The sequence below is a fragment of the Pseudomonas sp. LAMO17WK12:I5 genome, from assembly GCF_900215165.1.
Classification (GTDB): domain Bacteria; phylum Pseudomonadota; class Gammaproteobacteria; order Pseudomonadales; family Pseudomonadaceae; genus Aquipseudomonas; species Aquipseudomonas putida_A.
Genome location: NZ_OBDS01000012.1, coordinates 193190 through 214398, shown reverse-complemented (window position 1 = coordinate 214398; position 21209 = coordinate 193190). Strand labels below are relative to the sequence as shown.

The window sequence follows — 21209 nt, the reverse complement described above, 5'->3', positions numbered from 1 at the left end:
AAGCCGCTGCTCCTTGACGGGAACAGCGGCTTTTTTGTGCCCTGTGTCAGCCATGGCCGACGGGAACCACTTTCAGGTTTTTGGTGGCTGCCGCGGCATCGAGTTGATCACCGGATCACCCTCGGTATTGCGCGTAAGGTAGACCGGCAACACCTTGGGCAGGGTGTTGACGAGGCCGCCGAGCTCTTTGATGTTGTAGACGCCGCCGACACGGATTGCGCCGGTACTGGCGTCGGCCAGTTTCAGCGGTTTGCTCAGGTAGCGATTGATCAGCGGCAAGGCTTCGTTGAGTGCCAGGTTGTCGAGTACCAGTTTGCCGCTGCGCCAGGCCAGGGCGTTATCGTTGGCGTAGGTCTGGCTGATCTGTGGCGTGTAGTCGCCATGCCGGTACTGCGCCTGCATGGCCGGCCCCAGGCGCAGACCGTCGCCGGGCAGGGCGGCGTTGCTGGTTACCAGCACCGAGCCTTCGATCAGGTTGACCCGCACCTGATCTTCGTAGAGCCAGACATTGAAGCGGGTGCCGGTCACGCGGATCTTGCCTTCGCCGGCCCTGACCACGAACGGGTGGGAGAGGTCATGGCTGACTTCGAAAAACGCTTCACCCTTTTTCAGGGTGACCCGGCGTTCGTCCTTGTAATTGCTGAAGGTCAACTCAGTATTGAGGTTGAGCTCGACCTGACTGCCATCCTTCAAGGTGACCTGACGGACATTGTCGGTGGCTGCGAAATGCTGATAGCTGTTGGGCAACCAGCCCAGATTCCAGCCACCGTACGCCGCCAGTGGCAAGGCCAGGGCGCAGACGCTCGCGGCAATTGCGTAGCGCCGCCAGGCGGGCAGCGCAGTGGTCTTCGGCACATTGAGCGTTGGGGGCAGCGACGGACGCGGCAGATGTTCGGCAACGTCCCAGATTTCCAGCATCGCTTCGTATTCGAATGCATGCAGCGGATGCGCATCGCGCCATTGCTCGAAAGCCAGACGCTCCTCGGCGGAGCAGTCTACGGCGTGCAGACGCATGCACCAGTGCGCGGCGGCATCGGTGATCGCATCGTATTCGGCTTCCGAGAGGGATTCTTGGGTCATTGACTCGTCCTGATTTGCTGCATTCTAACCTTGCGAGCCGGGTGCCGAGAACATCAGTCATGGCAATTGCCCATCAAAGTGGAACTTATTTTTCCGTGTGACGCCAAAATTCAGGACGTCTGACGTACATCATCCACAAATGGAGTGAAAAAATGATCAAAAAAACCTTAGCCGCTGCAATCGCCACCGCCGCTTTGTTCAGCGCCGGTGCCGCCATGGCTGATCGTCCCGGTGCGGGCTGGGTCACCATTGAAAAGGCTATCGAGATCGTGAAAACCAAGGCCGGTTACGTCGAAGTCTATGAAATCGAGGCCGACAATGACGGCTACTGGAAAGGCGAGGGCCGCAAGGCCGACGGTTCGGTATATGAGTTCCGCATCGATGGCGCCTCGGGCAATGTATTGCGTGACCAGAAAGACTGAGTTCACCCAGCGATAAACCATGCGCAGGCCAACCGCCTGCGCATTTTTTTTACCTCAGTTGAGCCCTCCGTGAGGTTGGGTTACCGGATCCAGCTGGCGGCCCATTTCGCAAATTAGAAAGGCGATCGAATCGGCATTGCGCAATATCGTGTCGATGCGTGGATGCGGGTTGGTCGGGCTGAGAAACGCCGTTCGCGCGTCCTCAAGATTCCTCGTCCCCGTGGTCTTGAGAACTTCCCTGCGCACATGTTCCATGCCCTCAAACTCGTCGATATCGAGCCACTCCTGAAGGTTGTCGCTCCAGCGCGAAAACAGCTCTTCACGGCGCGTGGACAGTGACAGTGCTTCGCGCTGAAATCGTGTCTGTACCTGTTTGCGGGCAGCTCCGTAACCGGTCACCGTAGCAATCAAGTCGGCAAACGGGCGCCGCGCTTCCAGGGAGGCGATGTCGACGGTCTTGCTGAACTGATGGGAAAACTCGTGGATCAGCGTCGCTGCCCGTGCATGCCCGTCAACATTGAACGGTTCGGTCAGGCCTGTGTTGTACCAATCCAGCCCTTGATTGAAGAACTTTTCGGTGAAATGGACTTTCTTGAGTAAATCGCCACCCAGTACAAAGGCTATTACACCCGAGCTGCTGTGTCTGTTCGAGCCGACCACAAAGCGACTGGTGTTCAACAGGTCTTCTGTTGGATCGACCAAGGCATCACAGATCGGCACGATGGCCTGCTTCAGCTTGTCGAGAATGTCGGCATCAATCCGTTGCACGTCAAAAAAAGACTTGAGAAAAGTATCGAGGCGGGTGCCCGGCACATAGTTTCTCAGCTGCGCAAGATTGTGCAGGCTGTTGAACGCGTAATGCCGGGCCAGATCAATTGCCTCGATCAACATGCGGGCTTTTTCCGGATGGCGGGCGCGGATTTCTTCCATGCCTTGCGCTTCGATATTCAGCATGTACCGCGCCTGGCGATGGGTGGCGTAATGGTTGAACATCGTCGACATGGCCTTGCCGAAATGCACGGTATGGCGATCCGGGTCCAGCACCAGTTGCCGGGAAGCGGTGTGTTGCAACACCGGGCCTGGCTGCTCGGCGCCTTTGATCTGCCAGACGGCTCCCGGCCGCTCCACGGGATAGACTTTGCCGGCGATAGGGGCGTAAGTCGCTTTGGTTGTCAGATCCTGATACGTGCCCTCGGCAGCATCGTGAGTCAGATCCTTCAGGGCGATAGTCGGAGCTTCGAATGTCTGCAGCGAGGTGCGCAGCGGATCGGTCGGCTTTGTCTGCGCAAGGACGGGGGCGCTCAGCGTGGTTGGCTGCGGTGGTTGCGGCGCTGCCACGGCTTGAGATTCCAGACGTGACTCCAGCGCCAGTCGCCCGAGACTGATCATCTGCGCTGCGCCGGCGACAAAGGTTTCCAGCGCACGTTTCCAATGGTGATCCTGCAACGCTTCGGCCGAACCCATGAAGTCCTTGTAGCTTTGCCAGAGAGACTGCACATAGGCGAGTTTACCCGGCAGCAGGCCCCGGATCTGCTGGATGCCGGAACTGAACAGGTGCTTCGCGGCGTCCCAATCCGCCTGCGCCGATGGCAGCGAATGGCTGCTCAGCAAGTGTGGCAACAAGGCCAGATTGTCGTCGAACAACTGCAGCAGCAAGTTGCCGTTGATCGGGGTGGTGGCCAGGGTCATCTCGCTCGTCTGGCCGCTGCTCGCCTTGAACAACGCGCTGAAGATCGAACGCTGACCTTCCGGCAAGCGGCGCAGCAGTAGATCCTGCAGTGAGCCCGGCGTATTCAGCGCGGCGATCACTGCCGCCTCGTCCTCGAACTCACTGAATGCGTGCTCTCCATGGTAGGGCGCATAAAGCACCTGAGGGCCGGGTTTTTCCGCAGGGCCGATCAAGTACAGCCCCAGCGCCTTGATCGCTGAGGCTCCGGCGGTCTTGATCAGCGCCAACGGCCGGACAATCGCATCGGTCCCTTGCACGGTCGCACGAGCGACGGCATCGGGCATGTCGAGCACCTGTGAAATCAAGTCGAAGGCTTTTGTCGACAAGCGTTGTTGCAGTTGTAACTGATGGGCATGTTGCAGCAGTTGCCAGGGTAGTTGCTGGATGAAACGCAGCTTGCGTTGTTCGGCGTCGACGTCATTCGCGGACAACATTGAGGTGATTTTATTGGCAAATGTTGTCGCAACGTTCAAGGACAACAGCAGGCTTCTGACCGCTTGCTGGTCGAGTCCCGTCGGCAGCGCCCGGTCGGTGCTCGAGCTGAGGGTGAATGCAGTGTCCTGGGCAGTATGCGCATGGTTCAAGGCGAAATCGGTCAGGCTCATTGCAGACCCGATCAGGCTCAGCGCGGGAGTGACGGTGATCTGTTCGGGGTCGAGATCCTGCCTGTGCAAGCGGGTGCTCAGCAGCGTCTTTAGGGTCTGCCGGATGTAATCACGCAAGGTTGGCAGCGCGTGGAGATAATCCTCATCGTCGATGACGCTGTGACGCCACTGTTCCAGCAGCTCCAGATGCAACTGCTGCTCTTCAAGCGTGGCCATTCCCAGCCAGGCAGGCAGTGAATGCTGCTTGCCGAGTGCCTGCGCCAGAGCGGTGGCACGTTGCAGATTGGTCTCCACGACTTGCTCACTCAACGTTTTGAGAATCTGGGTTTCGCGCGGCTTTGGCCATTGGCGTCCCCGTACCTGTTCACAGCGCTGGAGAAAGTGTTCGATCGCTGATTCGGTGCGATCCTGCAGGACATTGCCGCTGATCAGCTGTAACCGTCCCAGCGTGTAGCGTTGATGGAACCTCTGGTGCTGTGGTGAAAGGTTTTCCAGCAGCACCAGGCGTTTTTGCGGATCCAGCAGCCGCTGGCTCAAAACCTGTCTGGCGTGCTCGATCGAGCGGAAGACTTCCAGGCCCAGAGCCGGGGTCCACAAGATCGCGCGTCCGGAGTGCTGCGTATCGAGGCCACCGCGTTCCGTGAGCAGGACGCAGTTGGCCAGCGGCAGCACTTCGCTCTCACCGGCGACCTGTAACGTCAATGACCAGGCATCCGGCCGAATCCCGTTGAGTGCCTTGCGGCGGCTGCGATCCGGGTGATCCGGATTGAACACGGTGTCGACCAGGGTTTGTGCATGACGGCTTAGCGTTCCGTCCAGGACTCTCAACCGTGCTTCGCCATTGATGCCAACAGACAGGGCGTGCGCCAGCTTCGCTGCGATACCTTGCAGGTAGGTACGCTGCAGCGCTGTGACGGTCAACGGCTGGGCGGCGAAGTCTGCGGCGATGGTTGGCATGATGCTGGCGAACTTGCGCACTTCGGCTGCGGCGGTGTCCGCCAGCACCCTTGAAGGCAATGGGTTGCCGGTGAGCATCGGCCGGGTGCTCCAGCGCCCGCGAGCATCCAGGGTGACAAGGCGCTCGTGGAGCATCGAGCGGATGTCCAGGGCCTTATCGAACAGTGCGCGGATATCCACGACGCCGTCGCTGTGCCGGGACAACTGCAAGGCATAGTCGATGTTCTGTCGTTGCTTGGTGATGATCAATTCGAGCAGTACGCTGAACACGTCTCCGGCGATCGATTTGCCGGAAACCTGCGGCCGGTCGAAACCGAGGAAGCGCTGGCGCTCGTCGAGACTCAGCAGACCATAGAGTTCGTCTTCGTGCCCGGGGCTGGCGAACTTGCCGAGCAGCATGGATTTTAGATCTGCGTAGTCCTTGAGCACCTGCAAGCCGTGCGTCGGGGTATACAGGCAGCTTTCGGAATGGCCGATCATCAGCGCGCCGGCCAGCTCCACGAAGTTTGCCTGGTGCTCCCATAACCGCACGGTTTCCACGGCCGCGCGAGGTGCCAGACTTTCACTGAAACCCAGCGACGTCAGCAGGCTGTCGAATTGGCGCTGATCGATGATGCCAGCCTCGCGTTTGAGCAAAAAGTCCGCCAGCGCCTGCTGCCGAATGATCTGCGCCAATACGTCGCGCCGCGAGGCCCCGTCAGCACTGGGCCCATTCCAGTAGCGCTCCATTTGCTGGTACAGCAACACCAGCAGTTTGCCTGATGCCGTGGTGACGGCTGTCTCCCAGTGTTGCTGATCACTGGCCTGGAAAGTCCGGTCGGGGTGCGAAAACTCATGGGTCTGGCCAACCGGCCATCCGGTGTGGCGATAGTGCAACAGCAGCGCATCGCCAAGCGACAGCGCTTCAAGCCCATGCCGCGAAGCGAGGTCGGTCGATGCCGGGCCGGTGGCAGTCGTGGTCGCGTACAGGTTCACGCGCGTGCGTGTCTGATCGACGCCGCGCATCGTTGGCGTCAGCAGTGCGTCGACTATGGTCTGGAGCAGACTGCCAAGTTCGGGCAGTTGCATCAATTCATCAAGCATCGCTTGCGTGTTGAGCTGCTGGCAATGCTCGATGACGGCGCGTTGATCTTCGAAGATATCGCCTTCGACGAGCTGGTAGGTCACGCTGATGCCGTGCTGTTCTGCCAGTCGTTTGCGTTGGGAAAAGGCGAGGAACGCCAGCAGTCGGTCGTCCTCGCTGGCGCTGTTCAGCTGCTGTTCCAGGTGCGCGGTCAGGGCGGTGAGGCTGGCATGTTTTTTCAGCCCGGCGAAAGGTGTGTACAACAGGATCCCGTGATCATCCGGGGTGGCACTGAGTATGAAACTGCCGGCTAGAGGCACCGCTGGCGCACCAGCGGTATTGAGCAGGATGCGCTGGGCAAGCATGGGCGGGGTCTGCTGACTGCGCAGTGCGTGGGTCGCCAGTTGCACGTGACTCAGCCATTGAAAGTCAGCAGTCGACAAGTGATGGAGATTGCCGAGTTCGCGCCACGATCCGGGGGAGTTGAGGATGGGCTGGAACAGCAGGGGAGGAATGGGAGCAGGCATCATCGGGTCTCGTTCAGGGCACCGTCCGGTGCACCGGTAAATTGAGACACGAGACTAAAGACCGGATCGATTACAGAGGTGGTACATAGTTACCGCACCAGCGGCAGCGCAATGTGCTAGCCGCGACAAGCCGGCACCACAACGGTTGACAGCACCCGTACCGGGCGTGGTTAATCGCTGGGCAAGCTGTTCGTACGCTGTTGTTCCCTCCAATAATTAGTCTGGAGCTTCAGATGTCTGCGCCACACGATTGCGTGTCTTCCCCCGTTGCGTCCACACTCTCGCTCGAAGCGCTGACGCAATTGCTTGAAAAGGTTTTCCTGCGCCACGGTACGTCGGCGTCCGTCGCCCGCACTCTGGCTGCCAACTGCGCCGGTGCCGAACGCGACGGTGCGCACAGTCATGGCGTGTTCCGTATCCCCGGATATGTTTCGACCCTCAATAGCGGTTGGGTCAATGGACAGGCTGTGCCGCAAGTCGAGGACGTAGCCTCGGGTTTCGTGCGAGTCGATGCCGGCAACGGTTTCGCCCAGCCGGCGCTGGCCGCTGCTCGTTCGTTGCTGGTGGAGAAGGCGCGCAATGCCGGGATCGCGGTGTTGGCGATTCGCAACTCGCATCACTTTGCGGCGCTGTGGCCGGACGTCGAGCCGTTTGCCGAAGAAGGGCTGGTGGCGCTAAGCGTGGTCAACAGCATGACCTGCGTGGTGCCGCATGGCGCCGATCGGCCGCTGTTCGGCACCAACCCGATTGCCTTTGCCGCGCCGCGGGCCGGTGGTGCGCCGATTGTCTTCGATCTGGCGACCAGCGCCATCGCTCACGGTGATGTGCAGATCGCGGCGCGCAAGGGCGAACGTCTGCCCGCCGGAATGGGCGTGGATGGTCTCGGTCAGGCGACGCAGGATCCGAAGGCCATTCTTGAGGGCGGCGCACTGTTGCCATTCGGCGGCCATAAAGGTTCGGCATTGTCGATGATGGTCGAGCTGCTGGCGGCGGCGTTGACCGGGGGCAATTTTTCCTTCGAGTTCGACTGGGCGAACCATCCCGGGGCCAAGACCCCGTGGACCGGGCAGTTGCTGATCGTCATCGACCCAAGCAAATCCGCCGGGCAAAGTTTTGCCGAGCGCAGCGAAGAACTGGTGCGGCAGATGCATGGGGTGGGGTTGAAGCGCTTGCCGGGTGATCGTCGGCATTTGCAGCGGGCCAGGTCGCTGGCCGAGGGGATTGTGCTGGAGGAGCAGACGCTGGCGCAGTTGCGCGAATTGGCCGGGGAATAATTGTCAGATAACCCATGTGGCGAGGGAGCAAGCTCCCTCGCCACAGGTTTTTTGTCAGACGTCGATCAACGACGACCGAGCAACAAGCCCACCACCAGACCGAAACCGGCGGAAATCGCTACGGTCTGCCATGGATGGCCGCCAATGTAGCTCTCGGTGGCCTCGACCGCCGGTTTGGTGCGCTCACGCACGCTCGAAACAGAATCCAGCGCCTGTTGCAGTTTCAGGGCGATTTGTCCGCGCAGGGTCTCGGCTTCTTCGCCCACCAGTGAGGCGCTGCTCTTGAGCAGTTTGTCGGACTCTTCGATCAAAGCCTGAAGTTCGCTGAAGGCTTGATCCTTGATTTGGTCTTCGACGGCTTGCACGCGGGATTTGCGGGCCATTGGGTGACTCCTTGCAGATGGATGAACAATGATCAATGGAGTGTGGCGCTGACTGAAAAGTTGCACTGATTTTAGGTGCGAAAGAAAAACCTGCGCGGGAGATTTCCGCTGAGCGTGTAAGATGTCGCCATTTTACGCAGCAGGTATTTCCCCATGAGTTTCAATCTGGCCGACAAATCCCTCGCCGAGCGCGCTGCGCTGGAAGACGAGAAATCCCGTCTGTTCGAACTCTGGCAGAACAATCTGGGCAAAGCCAAAGGCGAAGCCGCGCGGTTGTTCGGCGAACGCTCCAAGCGCAAGGGCAAATGGGCCGAGTGGGTGCGCGCCGAGCTGGATGGCATGTCCCCGCCGGAATTCGCCAACATGGTGCGCAGTGAGGTCAATCGACTGATGGCAGCCAACAAGTAACACCCGCCTCAGTCCGCATTGAAACATCCGACAATCGCTTCACGCACCTTGATCACCACCGGATCGATCTGCGTGCTGGTGCGCCAGCCCAGTTCGATCGGGTAACGCGGCAGCGCCAGCGGGCAGGGCAGCAGCACCAGTCCGCTGAGCTCGGCAATGGCCTGAGCGGCATGGCGGGGGATGGTTGCCACCGCGCCGCTGCCCTTGAGCAGATGCGGCAGCGCGGCAAAGTGCGTGGTCGAGGCGCAGACCCGCCGGCTCAGACCCAGCGCCGCCAGGCCTTCATCGGTGATGCCGATAAAACCGCCCGAGGACACCAGAATGTGCTCGCGGGCGACGAACTCCGGCAAATCGATGTTCTGCTGGCCGGGCGCCAGACTGCCCGGATCGACCAGACACGCATAATCCCCTTCACCCAGCACTTGACGACTGAGCAGACGCTCGGCGAACCCACCGGCGGTGATCGCCAGGTCGATGCTGCGCTCCATCAGGGCGCGGGCGACGATCTGGCTGTGGGTCTGGCGGAAGATCAGGCGTAATTTCGGCGCACGGCGGGCAATATCTTCGATCAGGCGCCGGCCATAAGCGATTTCGAAATCATCCGACAGGCCCACGGTGACTGATCGGCCGTCATAGTGGTGGGCCGCCGGATCGACCATCGCCAGGCTCTGCCGACATTTGTTCAGCGCCTCGCTGACCACCGGTTTCAGTTGATTGGCCTTGAGCGTCGGCGCCAATCCGCGACCGGTGCGCACGAACAATTGATCGCCATACACCTCGCGCAATCGACGCAAGGCAGCGCTGACCGCCGATTGCGTCACACCCAGGCGCAGCGCCGCACGGCTGGCGCTGGACTCCTCATGCAAGGCTTCGAAGACTTTCAGCAGGTTTAGGTCGACGGTTGCGATATTCATTTGGCTCATATCATTCAGCAGTGAATCGGTGTTTATTCATGATCCCGCGCCGCCGCAGAATCGGCAACACTTGAACCCGATGGAGTGACCGCAATGCCCAAATCAATCGTCGCCGCCCTGCAGATCGGCGCCTTGCCCGGTGGCAAGGGTGAAACCCTGGAACAGATCCTCAGTTGGGAAGACGCGATCAGCGAGTCCGGCGCGGCACTGGTGGTGATGCCAGAAGCGTTGCTCGGTGGCTATCCGAAAGGTGAGGGCTTCGGCACGCAGTTGGGCTATCGCTTGCCCGAGGGGCGTGAGGCCTACGCCCGCTACTTCGCCAACGCCATTGACGTGCCGGGGGCAGAAACCGAGGCGCTGGCCGGTTTGTCGGCGCGCACCGGGGCCAATCTGGTGATCGGCGTGATCGAGCGTGCCGGCAGCACGTTGTATTGCACGGCGCTGTACTTCGATCCGCAGGCGGGGCTGGTGGCCAAGCATCGCAAGCTGATGCCGACCGGCACCGAACGGCTGATCTGGGGCAAGGGCGATGGCTCGACGCTGCCGGTGCTCGACACACAGGTCGGCAAACTTGGTGCGGTGGTGTGCTGGGAAAACATGATGCCGCTGCTGCGCACGGCGATGTACGCCAAGGGCATTGAAGTCTGGTGCGCGCCGACCGTGGACGAGCGCGAGATGTGGCAGGTCAGCATGCGTCACATCGCCCACGAGGGCCGTTGCTTTGTGGTCAGTGCCTGTCAGGTGCAGGCTTCGCCGAACGAGTTAGGTGTGGAAATTGCTAACTGGCCGGCGGATCGACCGCTGATTGCCGGCGGCAGTGTGATTGTCGGGCCGATGGGCGATGTGCTGGCCGGGCCGCTACGTGGGGAGGCCGGGTTGCTGACGGCTGAGATCGATACTGATGAGCTGGTGCGGGCGCGGTACGACTATGACGTGGTCGGCCACTATGCGCGGCCGGATGTGTTTGAGCTGAGTGTCGATGAGCGGGCCAAACCGGGGGTGCGCTTCACCGCATAACCTCAGGACTGACACATAACCTGTAGGAGTGAGCCTGCTCGCGATGGCGTCTGATCAGCCAACCCCTTTATTGACTGACGTGACGCTATCGCGAGCAGGCTCACTCCTACAGGAGACTTGTGTGTTTAGTGGGTTACCACGTCGCAGCAGTGGCCTTCGGCAAACTCAGCTTGCCGCTGTCGACAAATCGCATGGTGCCGAACACGCCGCCCGCGAGTTTGCCGCGCAGCACGTAAGGCAGGTTGTCGAGGGTTTGAGTCTGGCTCAAACCCAGAGTCTGGCGCAGTACCGAGAACGCGGACACGCTGACCGGCACGCTGACCACGGTTTCCGAAAAACGCGGGATCGAGCCGACCTGATCGCTGACGCCCGAGGCCAGTGGACGGCCATTGACCTCCAGATCCAGAGCGATGCCGTTGTAATCGATGGCCGTTTCATTGGGGTTCTGCACCCGCAACTTGATCGCGAAACGCACTTCCAGATCCTGGCTCGGCAACGGTTCGAGGCCGACCACGTTGATGTTCACCGGATCGCGGTTGGGAAACAGCGCGCAGGCGCTCAGGGACAACAGCAGCAGGGACAGGATGACGGCGTGGACGCGGCGCATAAACAGTCTCTCAACGAAAAAGGGCTGAACCGTTGCCGGCTCAGCCCTTTTTTCATGGCGCAGCGTCAGCGGTTCAACTGTGCGACCGCCGCTGCCGTTGCAGGTTCAGCTTTGGCCGGCAGATCGGGGTTTTCCATGACCTGCAGAATCGACGCTTCCGGATCGAAATCGTCTTCTTCCAGCTCAATGAACTCTTCCGGCAGGAAGATATTCAGCACGATAGCGCACAACGCACCGACGGTGATCGGCGATTCGAAGATGTTACGCAGCGCTTGCGGCAACTCGCGCAGCACTTCCGGCACAGCGGCGATGCCCAGGCCCATGCCCAGGGAGATCGCCACGATCAGCATGTTGCGCCGATGCAGGCCGGCCTCGGCGAGGATTTTGATCCCGGCCACGGCCACGGTGCCGAACATCACCAGTTCAGCGCCGCCGAGTACCGGTTTAGGCATCAGTTGCAGCACCGCGCCGATCATCGGGAACAGCCCCAGCAGCACCAGCAGGCCGGCGATGAAGAACGCCACGTAGCGGCTGGCCACGCCAGTCAACTGGATCACGCCGTTGTTCTGCGCGAACGTGACCATCGGCATGCTGTTGAACACCGCTGCCATCGCCGAGTTGAGGCCATCGGCGAGCAGACCGGATTTGATTCGGCGGATGTACAGCGGGCCCTTGACCGGTTGCCGCGAGATCATCGAGTTGGCGGTCAGGTCACCGGCCGCTTCCAGCGGCGAAACCAGGAAGATCACCGCCACCGGCACGAACGCCACCCAGTCGAAATTGAAGCCGTACTTGAACGGCACCGGCACGCTGACCAGCGGCACTTCGGGCATCGAGGCGAAATCCACCGTGCCCATCAGCCAGGCGACCACGTAGCCGAGGGTCAGGCCGATGACGATCGCGCCCAGGCGCAGAAACGGCACGTCGACACGGTTCAGCAAAACGATAGTGCCGATCACCAACGCCGCCAGAAACACATGGCTGGCGGCGCCCAGATCGGGCGCGCCGAAGCCGCCGGCAATGTCGGTCATCGCCACTTTGATCAGCGACAGGCCCATCAGGGTGATGATGGTGCCCGTGACCACCGGGGTGATCAGCATCCGCAGTTTGCCGATGAACTGGCTCAGCACCACTTCGATGAACGCGGCGAAAAAGCACACGCCGAAAATCGTCGAGAGGATTTCATCGGTACCGCCGCCCCGGGCCTTGACCATGAACCCGGCGCTGAGAATCACGCTGATAAAGGAAAAACTGGTGCCTTGCAGGCACAGCAGACCGGAACCGACCGGGCCGAAACGCTTGGCTTGAACGAACGTACCCAAGCCCGAGACGAACAGCGCCATGCTGATCAGGTACGGAATTTCACTTTGCAGACCGAGGGCGCCGCCCATGATCAGGGTCGGGGTGATGATGCCGACGAAGCTCGCCAGCACGTGTTGCAGCGCGGCGAAGACGGTGGCGGTGAGGTGTGGACGGTCGTTGAGGCCGTAGATCAGATCGTTGTTGCGCGGGACTTTTTCAGAGGCGGTCATGGTGTTTTGCGCGCCGCGAGGCGGGGCCGGGTCAGAAAATGGAGGCGCAGGATGCCGGAAGAGGACGGCGAGGGCAACGAGCAAAAATTGCCTGAAAGGTCAGGTTTTATTGGGTGTGAAAAGGATTTCCCCTTAAATCAAAAGATCGCAGCCTGCGGCAGCTCCTACATTTTGCATTCCTGTAGGAGCTGCCGCAGGCTGCGATCTTTTGATCTTTAAACAAAGGCTGCGAGCAAATCCTCTTCAAACGCCTTCTGCGCATCCCCCGGCACCTGCGCGCGATGCCGGGCCAGATGAAACGCCACTTCGAAACTCAACTCCCCAGGCCGCAACGCGCGCAGCAAGCCCTTGTCCTCCCAGACCCGCGCGTAGTGATCCGGCAGATAATCCACATGCTTGCCGGAAAGAATGAAGGCGAGGGTGCCCTCGACCTGCTCCGAACGCGCAGAAAAGCGCTTGTCCGGGAACGGCTCGCCCGTGCGCATGAATCGATACGGATGATCCACCCGGTCGCAGGCCTGCAACGCCGCGTCATCTGGCGCATCGACGCTGAACAGCGGATGCCCCTGCGCGCAATACAAATGCTGGGTTTCCCGGAACAGTTCGCGGTAATCGAACGCGCTCTGCACCTGGGAGAAATAACCGATCGCCAGATCCAGCCGCTGTTGCAGCAACAGGCGCTCCATCTCGCCGGGCATCGCGCTGATCAACTCGATACGCACCGACTCATCGCGCTCGCGAAAGCGCCTGATCGCATCCGCCACACGCAGTAGCACCGACTGATCAACCGCCTCTGATAAGCCCAGCCGCACTTCACCGATCAACCGTCCGGCAACGCCGTTGGATTGATGCCGGAACGTCTCGATGGACTGGAACAGTGCGCGAATCGCGATCAACAGTTGCTCACCCTTGGGCGTCACCCTGAAACCGCCCTTGCCCCGGCTGCACAGGCGATAGCCGAGACGGGTTTCGAGTTTGGCCATTTGCTGGCTGATACTCGACTGGCTCAGGCCCAGTTCACCCTGCGCCGCGCTGAAGCCGCCACATTCCACGACCCGCAAAAACAGGCGCAGCAACTGCAAGTCGACGTCGTGAAGCTGACCGAGCATTAAATTACTCCGGGATAAAGTCAGGTTAACAAACTTGATATTTCTGCAATGTATCCGACGGCGCATCCTGCCACCACTTCCTCCGGTCAGGTGTTCGTCATGGCTCCCGTGTCCAAGCTGTGTTTCCCCGCGCTGTTGCTGTCCGTGGCCCTCAATACCCAGGCCGGGGACAAAACCCTCAATTTCTACAGCTGGGCCGATTACGTGCCGGCGCAAACCCTGCAGCGCTTCGAGCAGGAGACCGGTATTCATGTGCGCTACGACACCTTCGATACTTCCGAGGTGCTGGAAACCAAACTGCTGACCGGTGGCAGCGGTTATGACGTGGTGGTGCCGTCGTCCAGCGTGCTGGCCCGAGGACTGGCGGCGGGTGCGCTGAAGGAAATCTCCCACGAAGGCCTCAAGGGCTACGCCAATCTTGATCCCGACCTGCTGGAGAAACTCGCCGGCGTCGATCCCGGCAATCGCTACGCCGTGCCTTATACCTGGGGCACGCTCGGGTTGGGGCTGAACGTCGAGGCGGTGAAAAAGCGCTTGCCGGACGTGCCGCTGAACAGCCTCGATCTGCTGTTCAAGCCCGAGTACGCGAGCAAACTCAAGGACTGCGGGATTGCCGTGCTCGATTCGCCGCAGGAAGTCATTGGTCTGGCGCTGCACTACCTCGGTAAAGATCCCTACAGCACCGACAAGAGTGATCTGGCCGCCGCCGAAACCTTGTTGCAGAAACTCCAGCCGTCGGTGTTGTACGTCGCCACCGGCCGGCAGATCAACGATCTGGCCAATGGCAGTGTCTGTCTGGCGCTGACCTACAACGGCGACGTGAGCATGGCCGCCGATCAGGCGCACAAGGCCAACAAAGCCTACGAAGTCGCCTATCGGATTCCGCGCGAAGGCACGTTGATCTGGCAGGACAATCTGGCCATTCCCAAGGACGCGCCAAACCCGCAAGCGGCGCGGGCGTTCATCGAATTCATGCTGCGCCCCGAGTCGGTGGCCGAGCTGACCAATACGCTGTTTTTCGCCACTGCCAATCAGGCCGCGACGCCGCTGGTGGACGAAGCCGTGCGCAATGATCCGGACATTTATCCGCCCGCCGAAATGCGCGAGCGCTTGTACGCCGACCGCAGCATGAGCCTCAAGGACATGCGTCAGCGCACGCGTCTGTGGACCACTTTCCGTAGCCATCAATAACAAAGGGAGCACACCGATGGACGTGCCGATGCTCAACGACCAAGCCCTGACCCGCGACAGCCTGTACGGCACCTGTGCGGAAAGCACCTACGCCGGGATCACCAGTTTCATGCGTCGCCGCTACAGCCGTGATCTGCGCGGCGTCGACGTGGCGGTCAGCGGGGTTCCGTTCGACACCGCCACTAGCAACCGCCCGGGCGCACGCTTCGGGCCACGGGGGATTCGCGCCGCGTCCACCGGGATCGCCTGGGAACGCCACTGGCCGTGGACGTTCGACCCATTCGATCATCTGGCGGTGATCGACTACGGCGATTGCGACTTCGATTACGGGTCGCCGCACACCGTTCCGGAAAGCATCGAGGCCCACGCCGAGCGCATTCTTGATGCCGGCAGCGCGATGCTGACGTTTGGCGGCGATCACTTCATTACCTATCCGCTGCTCAAGGCCCATGCGCGTAAACACGGCGCGCTGTCGCTGATCCACTTCGATGCGCACAGCGACACCTGGCCGGACGAGGGCGGCAAACGTGTCGATCACGGCACCATGTTCTGGCACGCGGCCAGGGAAGGGCTGGTGGATCCGGCGCGCTCGGTGCAGATCGGGTTGCGCACCACCAATGACGACCATCAGGGCTTTGCCGTGCTTGATGCCCGCCAGGTGCATCGGCGTGGCTGCGAGGCGATTGTCGAGGCGATTCGCGCACGGGTCGGTGATCACCCGGTTTACCTGACGTTTGATATCGACTGCCTCGATCCGGCCTTTGCCCCGGGCACCGGCACTCCGGTGTGTGGCGGGCTGAGCACGGTGCAGGCGCTGGAAATCCTCGGCGGTTTGCGCGGGATCAATCTGGTGGGCATGGACGTGGTGGAAGTGGCGCCGGCCTATGACCATGCGGACGTGACGTCGCTGGCAGCGGCCACCTTGGCGATGGAAATGCTCTGCCTGTACGCCGCGCGACACAAAGTCGACCTTTAAAACACCGCAAAGCCAATGTGGGAGTGGGCTTGCTCACGAAAGCGGTGTGTATTCAACGATGATGTTGGCTGCCCCGACACCTTCGCGAGCAAGCCCGCTCCCACAAAAGGGCACCTGTTTTTCAGGGACATCGTGGCATACTGCCGCGCATGACTTTCGACTCTCCTTTAAGCGCCTGGCAACACGCGATCGAGCACAAGGGGTTCATCCAGGATGAAGCCCAGGAGCATGCGGTCTGGGCTCTGCAAAAATGCCATGAAGCCTTGCACACCGGTGCCCGTTCGGTCACTGGCGTGTATTTGTGGGGCCCGGTCGGGCGCGGCAAGACCTGGTTGATGGATCAGTTTTATCAGAGCCTGCGGGTGCCGGCCCGACGGCAGCACTTTCATCACTTCATGGGCTGGGTGCACCAGCGCTCGTTCCAGTTGACCGGCATCGCCGACCCGCTGCGAGCGCTGGCCAAAGAGTTGGCGGCGGAAGTACGGGTGTTGTGCTTCGACGAACTGTTCGTCAACGACATCGGCGATGCGATCATTCTCGGGCGGCTGTTTCAGGTGATGTTCGACGAAGGCGTGGTGGTGGTCTGCACCTCCAACCTGCCGCCGGATGAGCTGTACGCCGACGGCTTCAACCGTGATCGTTTTGTCCCGGCGATTGCCGCGATCAAGGCGCATATGCAAGTGGTGGCGGTGAACGGTGCCGAGGATCATCGCCTGCATCCGGGCGCGGGTCAGCAGCGCTATTTTGTCGCTGCGCCGGGACAGGGCAGTGCTCTGGAGCAGGTCTTCCAGTCACTCAACGCCGGGCAGCCCGCCAGCGCCGAGCCGGTGCCCGTCGGCCATCGTGTGCTGAACGTGGTGCAAGCCAGTGCGACGGTGCTCTGGTGCCGCTATGCCGATCTCTGCGAGCAACCATTTGCCGCGATGGATTTCATCGCACTGTGCGACAACTATCGGTCTATTCTGTTGAGCGACGTGCCGAACCTCAGCGCGCAGAAACGCGAAGGGCGCATCGCTCGCGGCACCGAGGACGGCTCGGCGCAGGTGGTGGCCGGTGACCGTGAGTTGCCGCAACTGTCGGTGCACGACGACGGCGTGCGTCGCTTCATTGCCTTGGTCGACGAGTGTTACGACCGTAAGGTGCCGCTGTACATTGAGGCCCAGGTACCGATGGAGGCGCTGTACACCGAGGGTTATCTGGAATTCCCGTTCCGGCGCACCCTCAGCCGGTTGCAGGAGATGCAGCTGCAGCGTTTTGCCGAATCCTGAGCGAAGAGGGCGCGAGCATGAGTCAACCGTTGTCGCATCATTTACTGACCATGGCCTACCAGAACGCGTGGGCCAATTATCGCCTCGGCAAAGCCTGGAATCAGCTCGACGCCACTGAGCTGGCGGCGCCGCGAACGAGCTTCTTTCCGAGTATCCGCCTCACCCTCAATCACATCCTGACGTGCGACTGGTTCTACGTTGATGCACTGGAACGCGAGTTGCGCGGTGACGAACCGCATCCTGATTGCTATGTGTTTTTCAACCATGACGAGCCGTTTACCGAGGCCGCAGCGCTGCGTGAAGAGCAGGCGCACGTCGATCGTCGACTGATCGCTTATTGCGAACAACTGCGCGATGCCGATCTGGGGCGGATCGTCACCATCGCCCGGGAAACGCCGCAGCATGACAGTCGCTTGCGTATGCTGTCGCACCTGTTCGAGCACCAGATTCATCATCGTGGGCAGGTGCACGCGATGCTCAGCGCGACCACGGTGAAACCGCCGCAACTGGATGAGTTCTTCTGCGCCGGCGAGAGCGGGTTGCGTGCTCAGGATTTTGCCGAGTTGGGCTGGACGGAAGAGCTGATCTGGGGGCGCTGAAGCCTGGAAATCAAAAGATCCGGTTGTGGCCCGCAACATCCTCGCGGTAAGGTCGAACAGCCTTTCAGGTGCGCACTTTGCACGCCGGGGCCATGATCGGGGATGGAAATGGATTCCGCAGAAATTCTTGTGCTGCAAGCCAGTTACACCAATCCACTGCACGCCGAAGCCATCGGCATCGTGCTCAATCATTACGCAGAAGATCCCATGGGTGGCGGCCATTCGCTTGACCCGGAACTGCTGCGTCGCCTGCCTGAAGAGCTGGCCCGCAGGCCTCACGCGTTCAGTGTGCTGGCGTTCGTCGGTGGCGAGCCGGCAGGGCTGGTGAACTGCTTTGAAGGTTTCTCGACGTTTGCCTGCAAGCCGCTGGTCAATGTCCATGACGTGGCGGTCGTGAGCAAATTTCGCGGCCTCGGCTTGAGCCAGAAAATGCTGCGCAAGGTCGAGGAAATCTGCCGTCAGCGCGGTTGCTGCAAGATCACCCTGGAAGTGCTCGAAGGCAACGAGGTGGCACAGAACTCCTACCGCAAGTTCGGCTTCGCCCCCGGCATGTTCGACCCGGAACATGGCCGCATGCTGTTCTGGATCAAGGATCTGCAGGCATAAAAAAAGGCGCCCCAAACAGGGCGCCCAACTGTCGTCTCCGAGGCCAGAGCGGAGCCATCGGAGGTCCATCGGTTGCTCGGTGAATCAGTCGCGATAAGACTCGGTGACTTGCGCGGTCTGATCGTTCGGAACCTTCAGTTCCGCTGCTTTGCTATCGGTCGGCTGTTCGCTTGGCGCGTGGTGGACCGGGAAGTTGTCGTAGTAATGCCGCATGCGTTCGGCGCCGCCCTCGGCAAAGGCGCTGGCGGAACCGAGGGCGAGTAGCCCGGCAAGAATGGCGGTGGTGGTTTTCATGGTGCCTCCTACTGAAAAACGTGGGAGCTGTTCGTCCATGAAGCAGATCTCGGGGCACAGTGTCCCGGCGGGGAATTAACTCGGGGTTAACAGCGGTGGTGAGGGGCTCTGACGGTATGCCCTTGGAAGAGTGGGGCCGCTTTGCGACCCGTCGGGGATGAATCCCCTCACCACAGGGGGGTGTTTGAACCGGTGCGCTCAGAGCTTCCAGTCCAGGCTCAAGGTCACCGTGCGCGGATCGCCCCAGTACACGCCGTTGTAGAAGCCGACGTTGTCGTAATACTTCTTGTCGAACAGGTTATCGACGTTCAGCGACGCCGACAGATGCTTGTCGAACTCATAGCGCGACATCAGCTTGACCACGGTGTAGGCCTCCTGGTTGATCCGCGCCGGTTCAGTGATGATCCGGCCGTTGGCGCCGCGCCCGACCGGGCGGTTAGCCGCGCCATAGACGTCGCTCTGCCAGTTCACCGCGCCACCTACGGTCAATGCGTGCCAGTTGCCCGGCAGGCGATAGGCCGTGGACAGCCGCAGCATGTTCAGTGGTTGAGCGGTGTTGCTGCGCTGTTTTTCGCCGTCGACGGAGTGGGTGTAGGTGTAGCCGGCGGTCATGTTCCAGCCGCTGAGAATTTCCCCGGACACTTCGGCCTCGAAGCCATTGACCTTGTTACCCTTGCCGCCGGACTTGAAAAACTCCTCGCCGCTCACCGGGTCCGGGGGTACCGAGTTGTCACGCTCGGCGACGTTGTCCTGTTTGCTCCAGAACACTGCCGTCGCCAGGTTCAGGCGTTCGTCGAGCAGGCTGCCTTTGAGCCCGACTTCGTAGTTGCTGCCGATCACCGGGTCGAGGTAATTGCGGTTGCTGTCGCGCTTACTCTGCGGTTTGAAAATGTCGGTGTAGCTGGCGTAAACCGTGTACTCCGGCGTCAGGTCGTAAAGCAGGCCGGCGTAGGGTGTCCAGATATCATTCTGGCGTTGATGGGTGGCATCGGTGCTGGTCAGTTTTTGCTGCGCATCATAGTAGTAATCGGTGCTGGTCAGTTTTTGCTGCGCATCATAGTAGTAATCGGTGCTGGATTCGTCCCAGCTGCCATAGCGGCTGCCGAGTACTGCATGCAGCTCATCAGTCAGGCTCAGACGTGTCGCGAGATAACCGGCTTTCTGCCGGGTGAGGCCTCGCGCGCCCGGCAGGCTGGTGACAGTGTCGGCGAATTTGCCGATGTCACCCATGTATTTCCAGTCGCGGATCTTGCCGTAGTCGGCGGCTTGGGGGCTGTTGAAGGCGTAGGGCGAAGTCGAGCGGTTTTCCGCCTCGCCGTAGCCGAACATCATCTCGTGTTCGCGGCCGAACAGCTGGTACGGCCCTGACAGGTTGAAGTCGTACACGCTCATTTTCTGCGTGCCGAGCATGTGCCCCATGTAGGCCGTCATGCCGCTGCGGTCGGCCTCGGGGAAACCGGAGCCGCCGTAATAGACCTTGCCGTCGGTATCACTTTCGCGGTGGGTGTAGGCGGCCTTCAGCTTCCAGCCATTACCCAATTGCTGGTCCAGGGTAACGAACGCGGTCTTGTCCTTCAGCGGCCAGGAACTCCAGGATGTCGCCATGTTCGTCGACCGCCCGAGGCCGGCCTTGCTGCCGTCAGCGTTCCAGTACGGCACGGTGCCCCAGGAGGTGCCCTGAACCTGCTTGTCCTGATAGTCGTAGCCGACGGCAAGAACGGTGGAGTCGGTCAGGTCAGCTTCGAGAATGCCGTAGCCGACCTCGCGTTGCAGCGCGTATTTGTCACGGAACGACTGGCTGTCGCGATAGGCCAGCACCGTGCGCCCGCGCAGCCGACCATCGAAGGCCAGCGGCCCGCCGACATCGACATAGCTGTAGTAGTTGTCGTAGCTGCCGCCACTGACCCCGGCCAGTGCCTGCCACTGGGCAGTCGGGCGCTTGCGCACCATGTTGATCGTCGCTGAAGGATCACCCGCGCCGGTGGTCAGGCCGGTGGCGCCGCGTACCACTTCGATGCGGTCGTAGATGATGGTGTCCGAGTCTGACTTCATGCGCCCGAAGGTGTTGAGCATTCCGTCGATCTGGAAATTGTTGATCGGGTAACCCCGCGCCGAATAGCTGACCCGATCCGAGTCGTTGTGTTGCACGACGATGCCGGTGGTCTGGCGCATGGCTTCGGATAAGGTACCGAGCTTGAAATCATCCATCTGCTGGCGCGTGACTACGGACACCGATTGCGGGGTTTCCTTGATCGACAGGTTCATTCGCGTCGCGGTGCTCATCGCGCCAGTGGTGTAGGAATCAGTGTTTTCAGTGTTAACGCCGAGGCCTTCGGCGCTGACGCTGGTGGCGTCCAGTTCCAGCGCCTGGGCGGCGGATTGTGGCGCTGTTTCAGGATCGGTTTCAGCCAGCAGATCGGGACTCAACGCCATGCTGAACAAGCCGACAGTCAGGGTCATGGAACGGGTAATGGGCGCGAACATCGCAGCCGACTCCTTGTCTTCGAGGGAAAAAATCCATTGGTTCAAAGACGAGACGCAGCACGACGATTTAGTAACAAACAAGAAATATTATTATTTGGAGATATTTCCCGACTTCGCCGAGACGGGCGAAAAGCTGCTCACGGCGCTTGCCCAATAGACGGCGG

General features: G+C 60.8%; 19 protein-coding genes. 10 read left to right on the top strand and 9 right to left on the bottom strand.

Annotated features, from left to right (window positions below):
* Window positions 1–72: 72 nt before the first annotated feature.
* Window positions 73–1080, bottom strand: coding sequence for a FecR family protein (locus tag CRO59_RS22115; protein WP_097089633.1), 1008 nt, complete (start codon window positions 1078–1080; stop codon window positions 73–75).
* Window positions 1081–1232: 152 nt separating this feature from the next.
* On the opposite strand from CRO59_RS22115, the gene CRO59_RS22110 reads away from it, so the two are divergent.
* Window positions 1233–1502, top strand: coding sequence for a PepSY domain-containing protein (locus CRO59_RS22110; RefSeq protein ID WP_007961867.1), 270 nt, complete (start codon window positions 1233–1235; stop codon window positions 1500–1502).
* A gap of 54 nt (window positions 1503–1556) precedes the next feature.
* Here the strand turns inward: CRO59_RS22110 and CRO59_RS22105 are convergent, their stop codons facing one another.
* Window positions 1557–6383, bottom strand: a complete 4827-nt coding sequence (locus CRO59_RS22105) for a hypothetical protein (protein WP_371917834.1) — start codon at window positions 6381–6383, stop codon at window positions 1557–1559.
* A gap of 233 nt (window positions 6384–6616) precedes the next feature.
* Here CRO59_RS22105 and CRO59_RS22100 point away from each other — a divergent pair, with 233 nt between their 5' ends.
* Window positions 6617–7657 carry an Ldh family oxidoreductase gene (locus CRO59_RS22100; protein WP_097089636.1) on the top strand — a complete coding sequence of 347 codons (1041 nt, stop codon included), beginning with the start codon at window positions 6617–6619 and terminating at the stop codon, window positions 7655–7657.
* Between the two features lie 65 nt (window positions 7658–7722).
* Here CRO59_RS22100 and CRO59_RS22095 read toward each other — a convergent pair whose 3' ends face one another.
* Entirely contained in the window at window positions 7723–8040 is a 318-nt protein-coding gene (locus CRO59_RS22095; RefSeq protein ID WP_007961870.1) for a YqjD family protein, read from the bottom strand.
* A 153-nt stretch (window positions 8041–8193) separates the two neighbouring features.
* Between CRO59_RS22095 and CRO59_RS22090 the strand changes: the two genes are divergently transcribed.
* Window positions 8194–8448 (top strand): hypothetical protein, encoded by a 255-nt coding sequence (locus tag CRO59_RS22090; RefSeq protein WP_003224595.1) that lies wholly within the window; start codon window positions 8194–8196, stop codon window positions 8446–8448.
* An 8-nt stretch (window positions 8449–8456) separates the two neighbouring features.
* Here CRO59_RS22090 and CRO59_RS22085 read toward each other — a convergent pair whose 3' ends face one another.
* Window positions 8457–9371 (bottom strand): LysR family transcriptional regulator, encoded by a 915-nt coding sequence (locus tag CRO59_RS22085; RefSeq protein ID WP_096797506.1) that lies wholly within the window; start codon window positions 9369–9371, stop codon window positions 8457–8459.
* An 84-nt stretch (window positions 9372–9455) separates the two neighbouring features.
* On the opposite strand from CRO59_RS22085, the gene CRO59_RS22080 reads away from it, so the two are divergent.
* Entirely contained in the window at window positions 9456–10379 is a 924-nt protein-coding gene (locus tag CRO59_RS22080; RefSeq protein ID WP_097089638.1) for a carbon-nitrogen hydrolase family protein, read from the top strand.
* 133 nt (window positions 10380–10512) lie between these two features.
* Here CRO59_RS22080 and CRO59_RS22075 read toward each other — a convergent pair whose 3' ends face one another.
* The 3 genes from CRO59_RS22075 to CRO59_RS22065 form a co-directional block, all read right to left on the bottom strand.
* Window positions 10513–10986 (bottom strand): LEA type 2 family protein, encoded by a 474-nt coding sequence (locus CRO59_RS22075; RefSeq protein ID WP_007966053.1) that lies wholly within the window; start codon window positions 10984–10986, stop codon window positions 10513–10515.
* A 65-nt stretch (window positions 10987–11051) separates the two neighbouring features.
* Window positions 11052–12518: a nucleobase:cation symporter-2 family protein gene (locus CRO59_RS22070; RefSeq protein ID WP_097089639.1), complete on the bottom strand. Its 1467-nt coding sequence runs from the start codon at window positions 12516–12518 to the stop codon at window positions 11052–11054.
* Between the two features lie 215 nt (window positions 12519–12733).
* Window positions 12734–13627, bottom strand: a complete 894-nt coding sequence (locus CRO59_RS22065; protein WP_097089640.1) for a LysR family transcriptional regulator — start codon at window positions 13625–13627, stop codon at window positions 12734–12736.
* Window positions 13628–13726: 99 nt separating this feature from the next.
* On the opposite strand from CRO59_RS22065, the gene CRO59_RS22060 reads away from it, so the two are divergent.
* The 5 genes from CRO59_RS22060 to CRO59_RS22040 all read left to right on the top strand — a co-directional run bounded on the left by CRO59_RS22060 (window position 13727) and on the right by CRO59_RS22040 (window position 18267).
* The gene (locus CRO59_RS22060; protein WP_097089852.1) at window positions 13727–14818 is read left to right on the top strand and encodes a polyamine ABC transporter substrate-binding protein; all 1092 of its coding nucleotides are present in this window, start codon (window positions 13727–13729) and stop codon (window positions 14816–14818) included.
* A 16-nt stretch (window positions 14819–14834) separates the two neighbouring features.
* Window positions 14835–15794 (top strand): agmatinase, encoded by a 960-nt coding sequence (gene speB, locus CRO59_RS22055; protein ID WP_097089642.1) that lies wholly within the window; start codon window positions 14835–14837, stop codon window positions 15792–15794.
* A 149-nt stretch (window positions 15795–15943) separates the two neighbouring features.
* Window positions 15944–17062: a cell division protein ZapE gene (zapE, locus tag CRO59_RS22050; protein ID WP_097089644.1), complete on the top strand. Its 1119-nt coding sequence runs from the start codon at window positions 15944–15946 to the stop codon at window positions 17060–17062.
* 17 nt (window positions 17063–17079) lie between these two features.
* The gene (locus tag CRO59_RS22045) at window positions 17080–17661 is read left to right on the top strand and encodes a DinB family protein (protein WP_097089646.1); all 582 of its coding nucleotides are present in this window, start codon (window positions 17080–17082) and stop codon (window positions 17659–17661) included.
* Window positions 17662–17769: 108 nt separating this feature from the next.
* Window positions 17770–18267: a GNAT family N-acetyltransferase gene (locus CRO59_RS22040; protein WP_097089853.1), complete on the top strand. Its 498-nt coding sequence runs from the start codon at window positions 17770–17772 to the stop codon at window positions 18265–18267.
* 84 nt (window positions 18268–18351) lie between these two features.
* On the opposite strand, the gene CRO59_RS22035 is transcribed toward CRO59_RS22040, so the two are convergent.
* Together CRO59_RS22035 and CRO59_RS22030 are read right to left on the bottom strand one after the other, a co-directional pair.
* Complete coding sequence (locus CRO59_RS22035) at window positions 18352–18561, bottom strand: hypothetical protein (protein ID WP_097089648.1); 210 nt, start codon at window positions 18559–18561, stop codon at window positions 18352–18354.
* 198 nt (window positions 18562–18759) lie between these two features.
* Window positions 18760–21045 (bottom strand): TonB-dependent siderophore receptor, encoded by a 2286-nt coding sequence (locus tag CRO59_RS22030; protein ID WP_097089650.1) that lies wholly within the window; start codon window positions 21043–21045, stop codon window positions 18760–18762.
* On the opposite strand from CRO59_RS22030, the gene CRO59_RS28610 reads away from it, so the two are divergent.
* On the top strand, window positions 21032–21202 hold the full coding sequence (locus tag CRO59_RS28610; RefSeq protein WP_143503118.1) for a GPO family capsid scaffolding protein: 171 nt from the start codon (window positions 21032–21034) through the stop codon (window positions 21200–21202). The genes CRO59_RS22030 and CRO59_RS28610 overlap by 14 nt on opposite strands.
* Window positions 21203–21209: the final 7 nt, after the last annotated feature.

Coding starts and splice junctions, on each gene's coding strand:
- speB (WP_097089642.1), top strand. CDS start 14,835: ATGGACGTGCCGATGCTCAACGACCAAGCCCTGACCCGCGACAGCCTG.
- CRO59_RS22060 (WP_097089852.1), top strand. CDS start 13,727: ATGGCTCCCGTGTCCAAGCTGTGTTTCCCCGCGCTGTTGCTGTCCGTG.
- CRO59_RS22100 (WP_097089636.1), top strand. CDS start 6,617: ATGTCTGCGCCACACGATTGCGTGTCTTCCCCCGTTGCGTCCACACTC.
- CRO59_RS22045 (WP_097089646.1), top strand. CDS start 17,080: ATGAGTCAACCGTTGTCGCATCATTTACTGACCATGGCCTACCAGAAC.
- CRO59_RS22095 (WP_007961870.1), bottom strand. CDS start 8,040: ATGGCCCGCAAATCCCGCGTGCAAGCCGTCGAAGACCAAATCAAGGAT.
- CRO59_RS22035 (WP_097089648.1), bottom strand. CDS start 18,561: ATGAAAACCACCACCGCCATTCTTGCCGGGCTACTCGCCCTCGGTTCC.
- CRO59_RS22075 (WP_007966053.1), bottom strand. CDS start 10,986: ATGCGCCGCGTCCACGCCGTCATCCTGTCCCTGCTGCTGTTGTCCCTG.
- CRO59_RS22040 (WP_097089853.1), top strand. CDS start 17,770: ATGGATTCCGCAGAAATTCTTGTGCTGCAAGCCAGTTACACCAATCCA.
- CRO59_RS22030 (WP_097089650.1), bottom strand. CDS start 21,045: ATGTTCGCGCCCATTACCCGTTCCATGACCCTGACTGTCGGCTTGTTC.
- CRO59_RS22105 (WP_371917834.1), bottom strand. CDS start 6,383: ATGCCTGCTCCCATTCCTCCCCTGCTGTTCCAGCCCATCCTCAACTCC.
- CRO59_RS28610 (WP_143503118.1), top strand. CDS start 21,032: ATGGGCGCGAACATCGCAGCCGACTCCTTGTCTTCGAGGGAAAAAATC.
- CRO59_RS22065 (WP_097089640.1), bottom strand. CDS start 13,627: ATGCTCGGTCAGCTTCACGACGTCGACTTGCAGTTGCTGCGCCTGTTT.
- CRO59_RS22070 (WP_097089639.1), bottom strand. CDS start 12,518: ATGACCGCCTCTGAAAAAGTCCCGCGCAACAACGATCTGATCTACGGC.
- CRO59_RS22115 (WP_097089633.1), bottom strand. CDS start 1,080: ATGACCCAAGAATCCCTCTCGGAAGCCGAATACGATGCGATCACCGAT.
- CRO59_RS22085 (WP_096797506.1), bottom strand. CDS start 9,371: ATGAGCCAAATGAATATCGCAACCGTCGACCTAAACCTGCTGAAAGTC.
- CRO59_RS22090 (WP_003224595.1), top strand. CDS start 8,194: ATGAGTTTCAATCTGGCCGACAAATCCCTCGCCGAGCGCGCTGCGCTG.
- CRO59_RS22110 (WP_007961867.1), top strand. CDS start 1,233: ATGATCAAAAAAACCTTAGCCGCTGCAATCGCCACCGCCGCTTTGTTC.
- zapE (WP_097089644.1), top strand. CDS start 15,944: ATGACTTTCGACTCTCCTTTAAGCGCCTGGCAACACGCGATCGAGCAC.
- CRO59_RS22080 (WP_097089638.1), top strand. CDS start 9,456: ATGCCCAAATCAATCGTCGCCGCCCTGCAGATCGGCGCCTTGCCCGGT.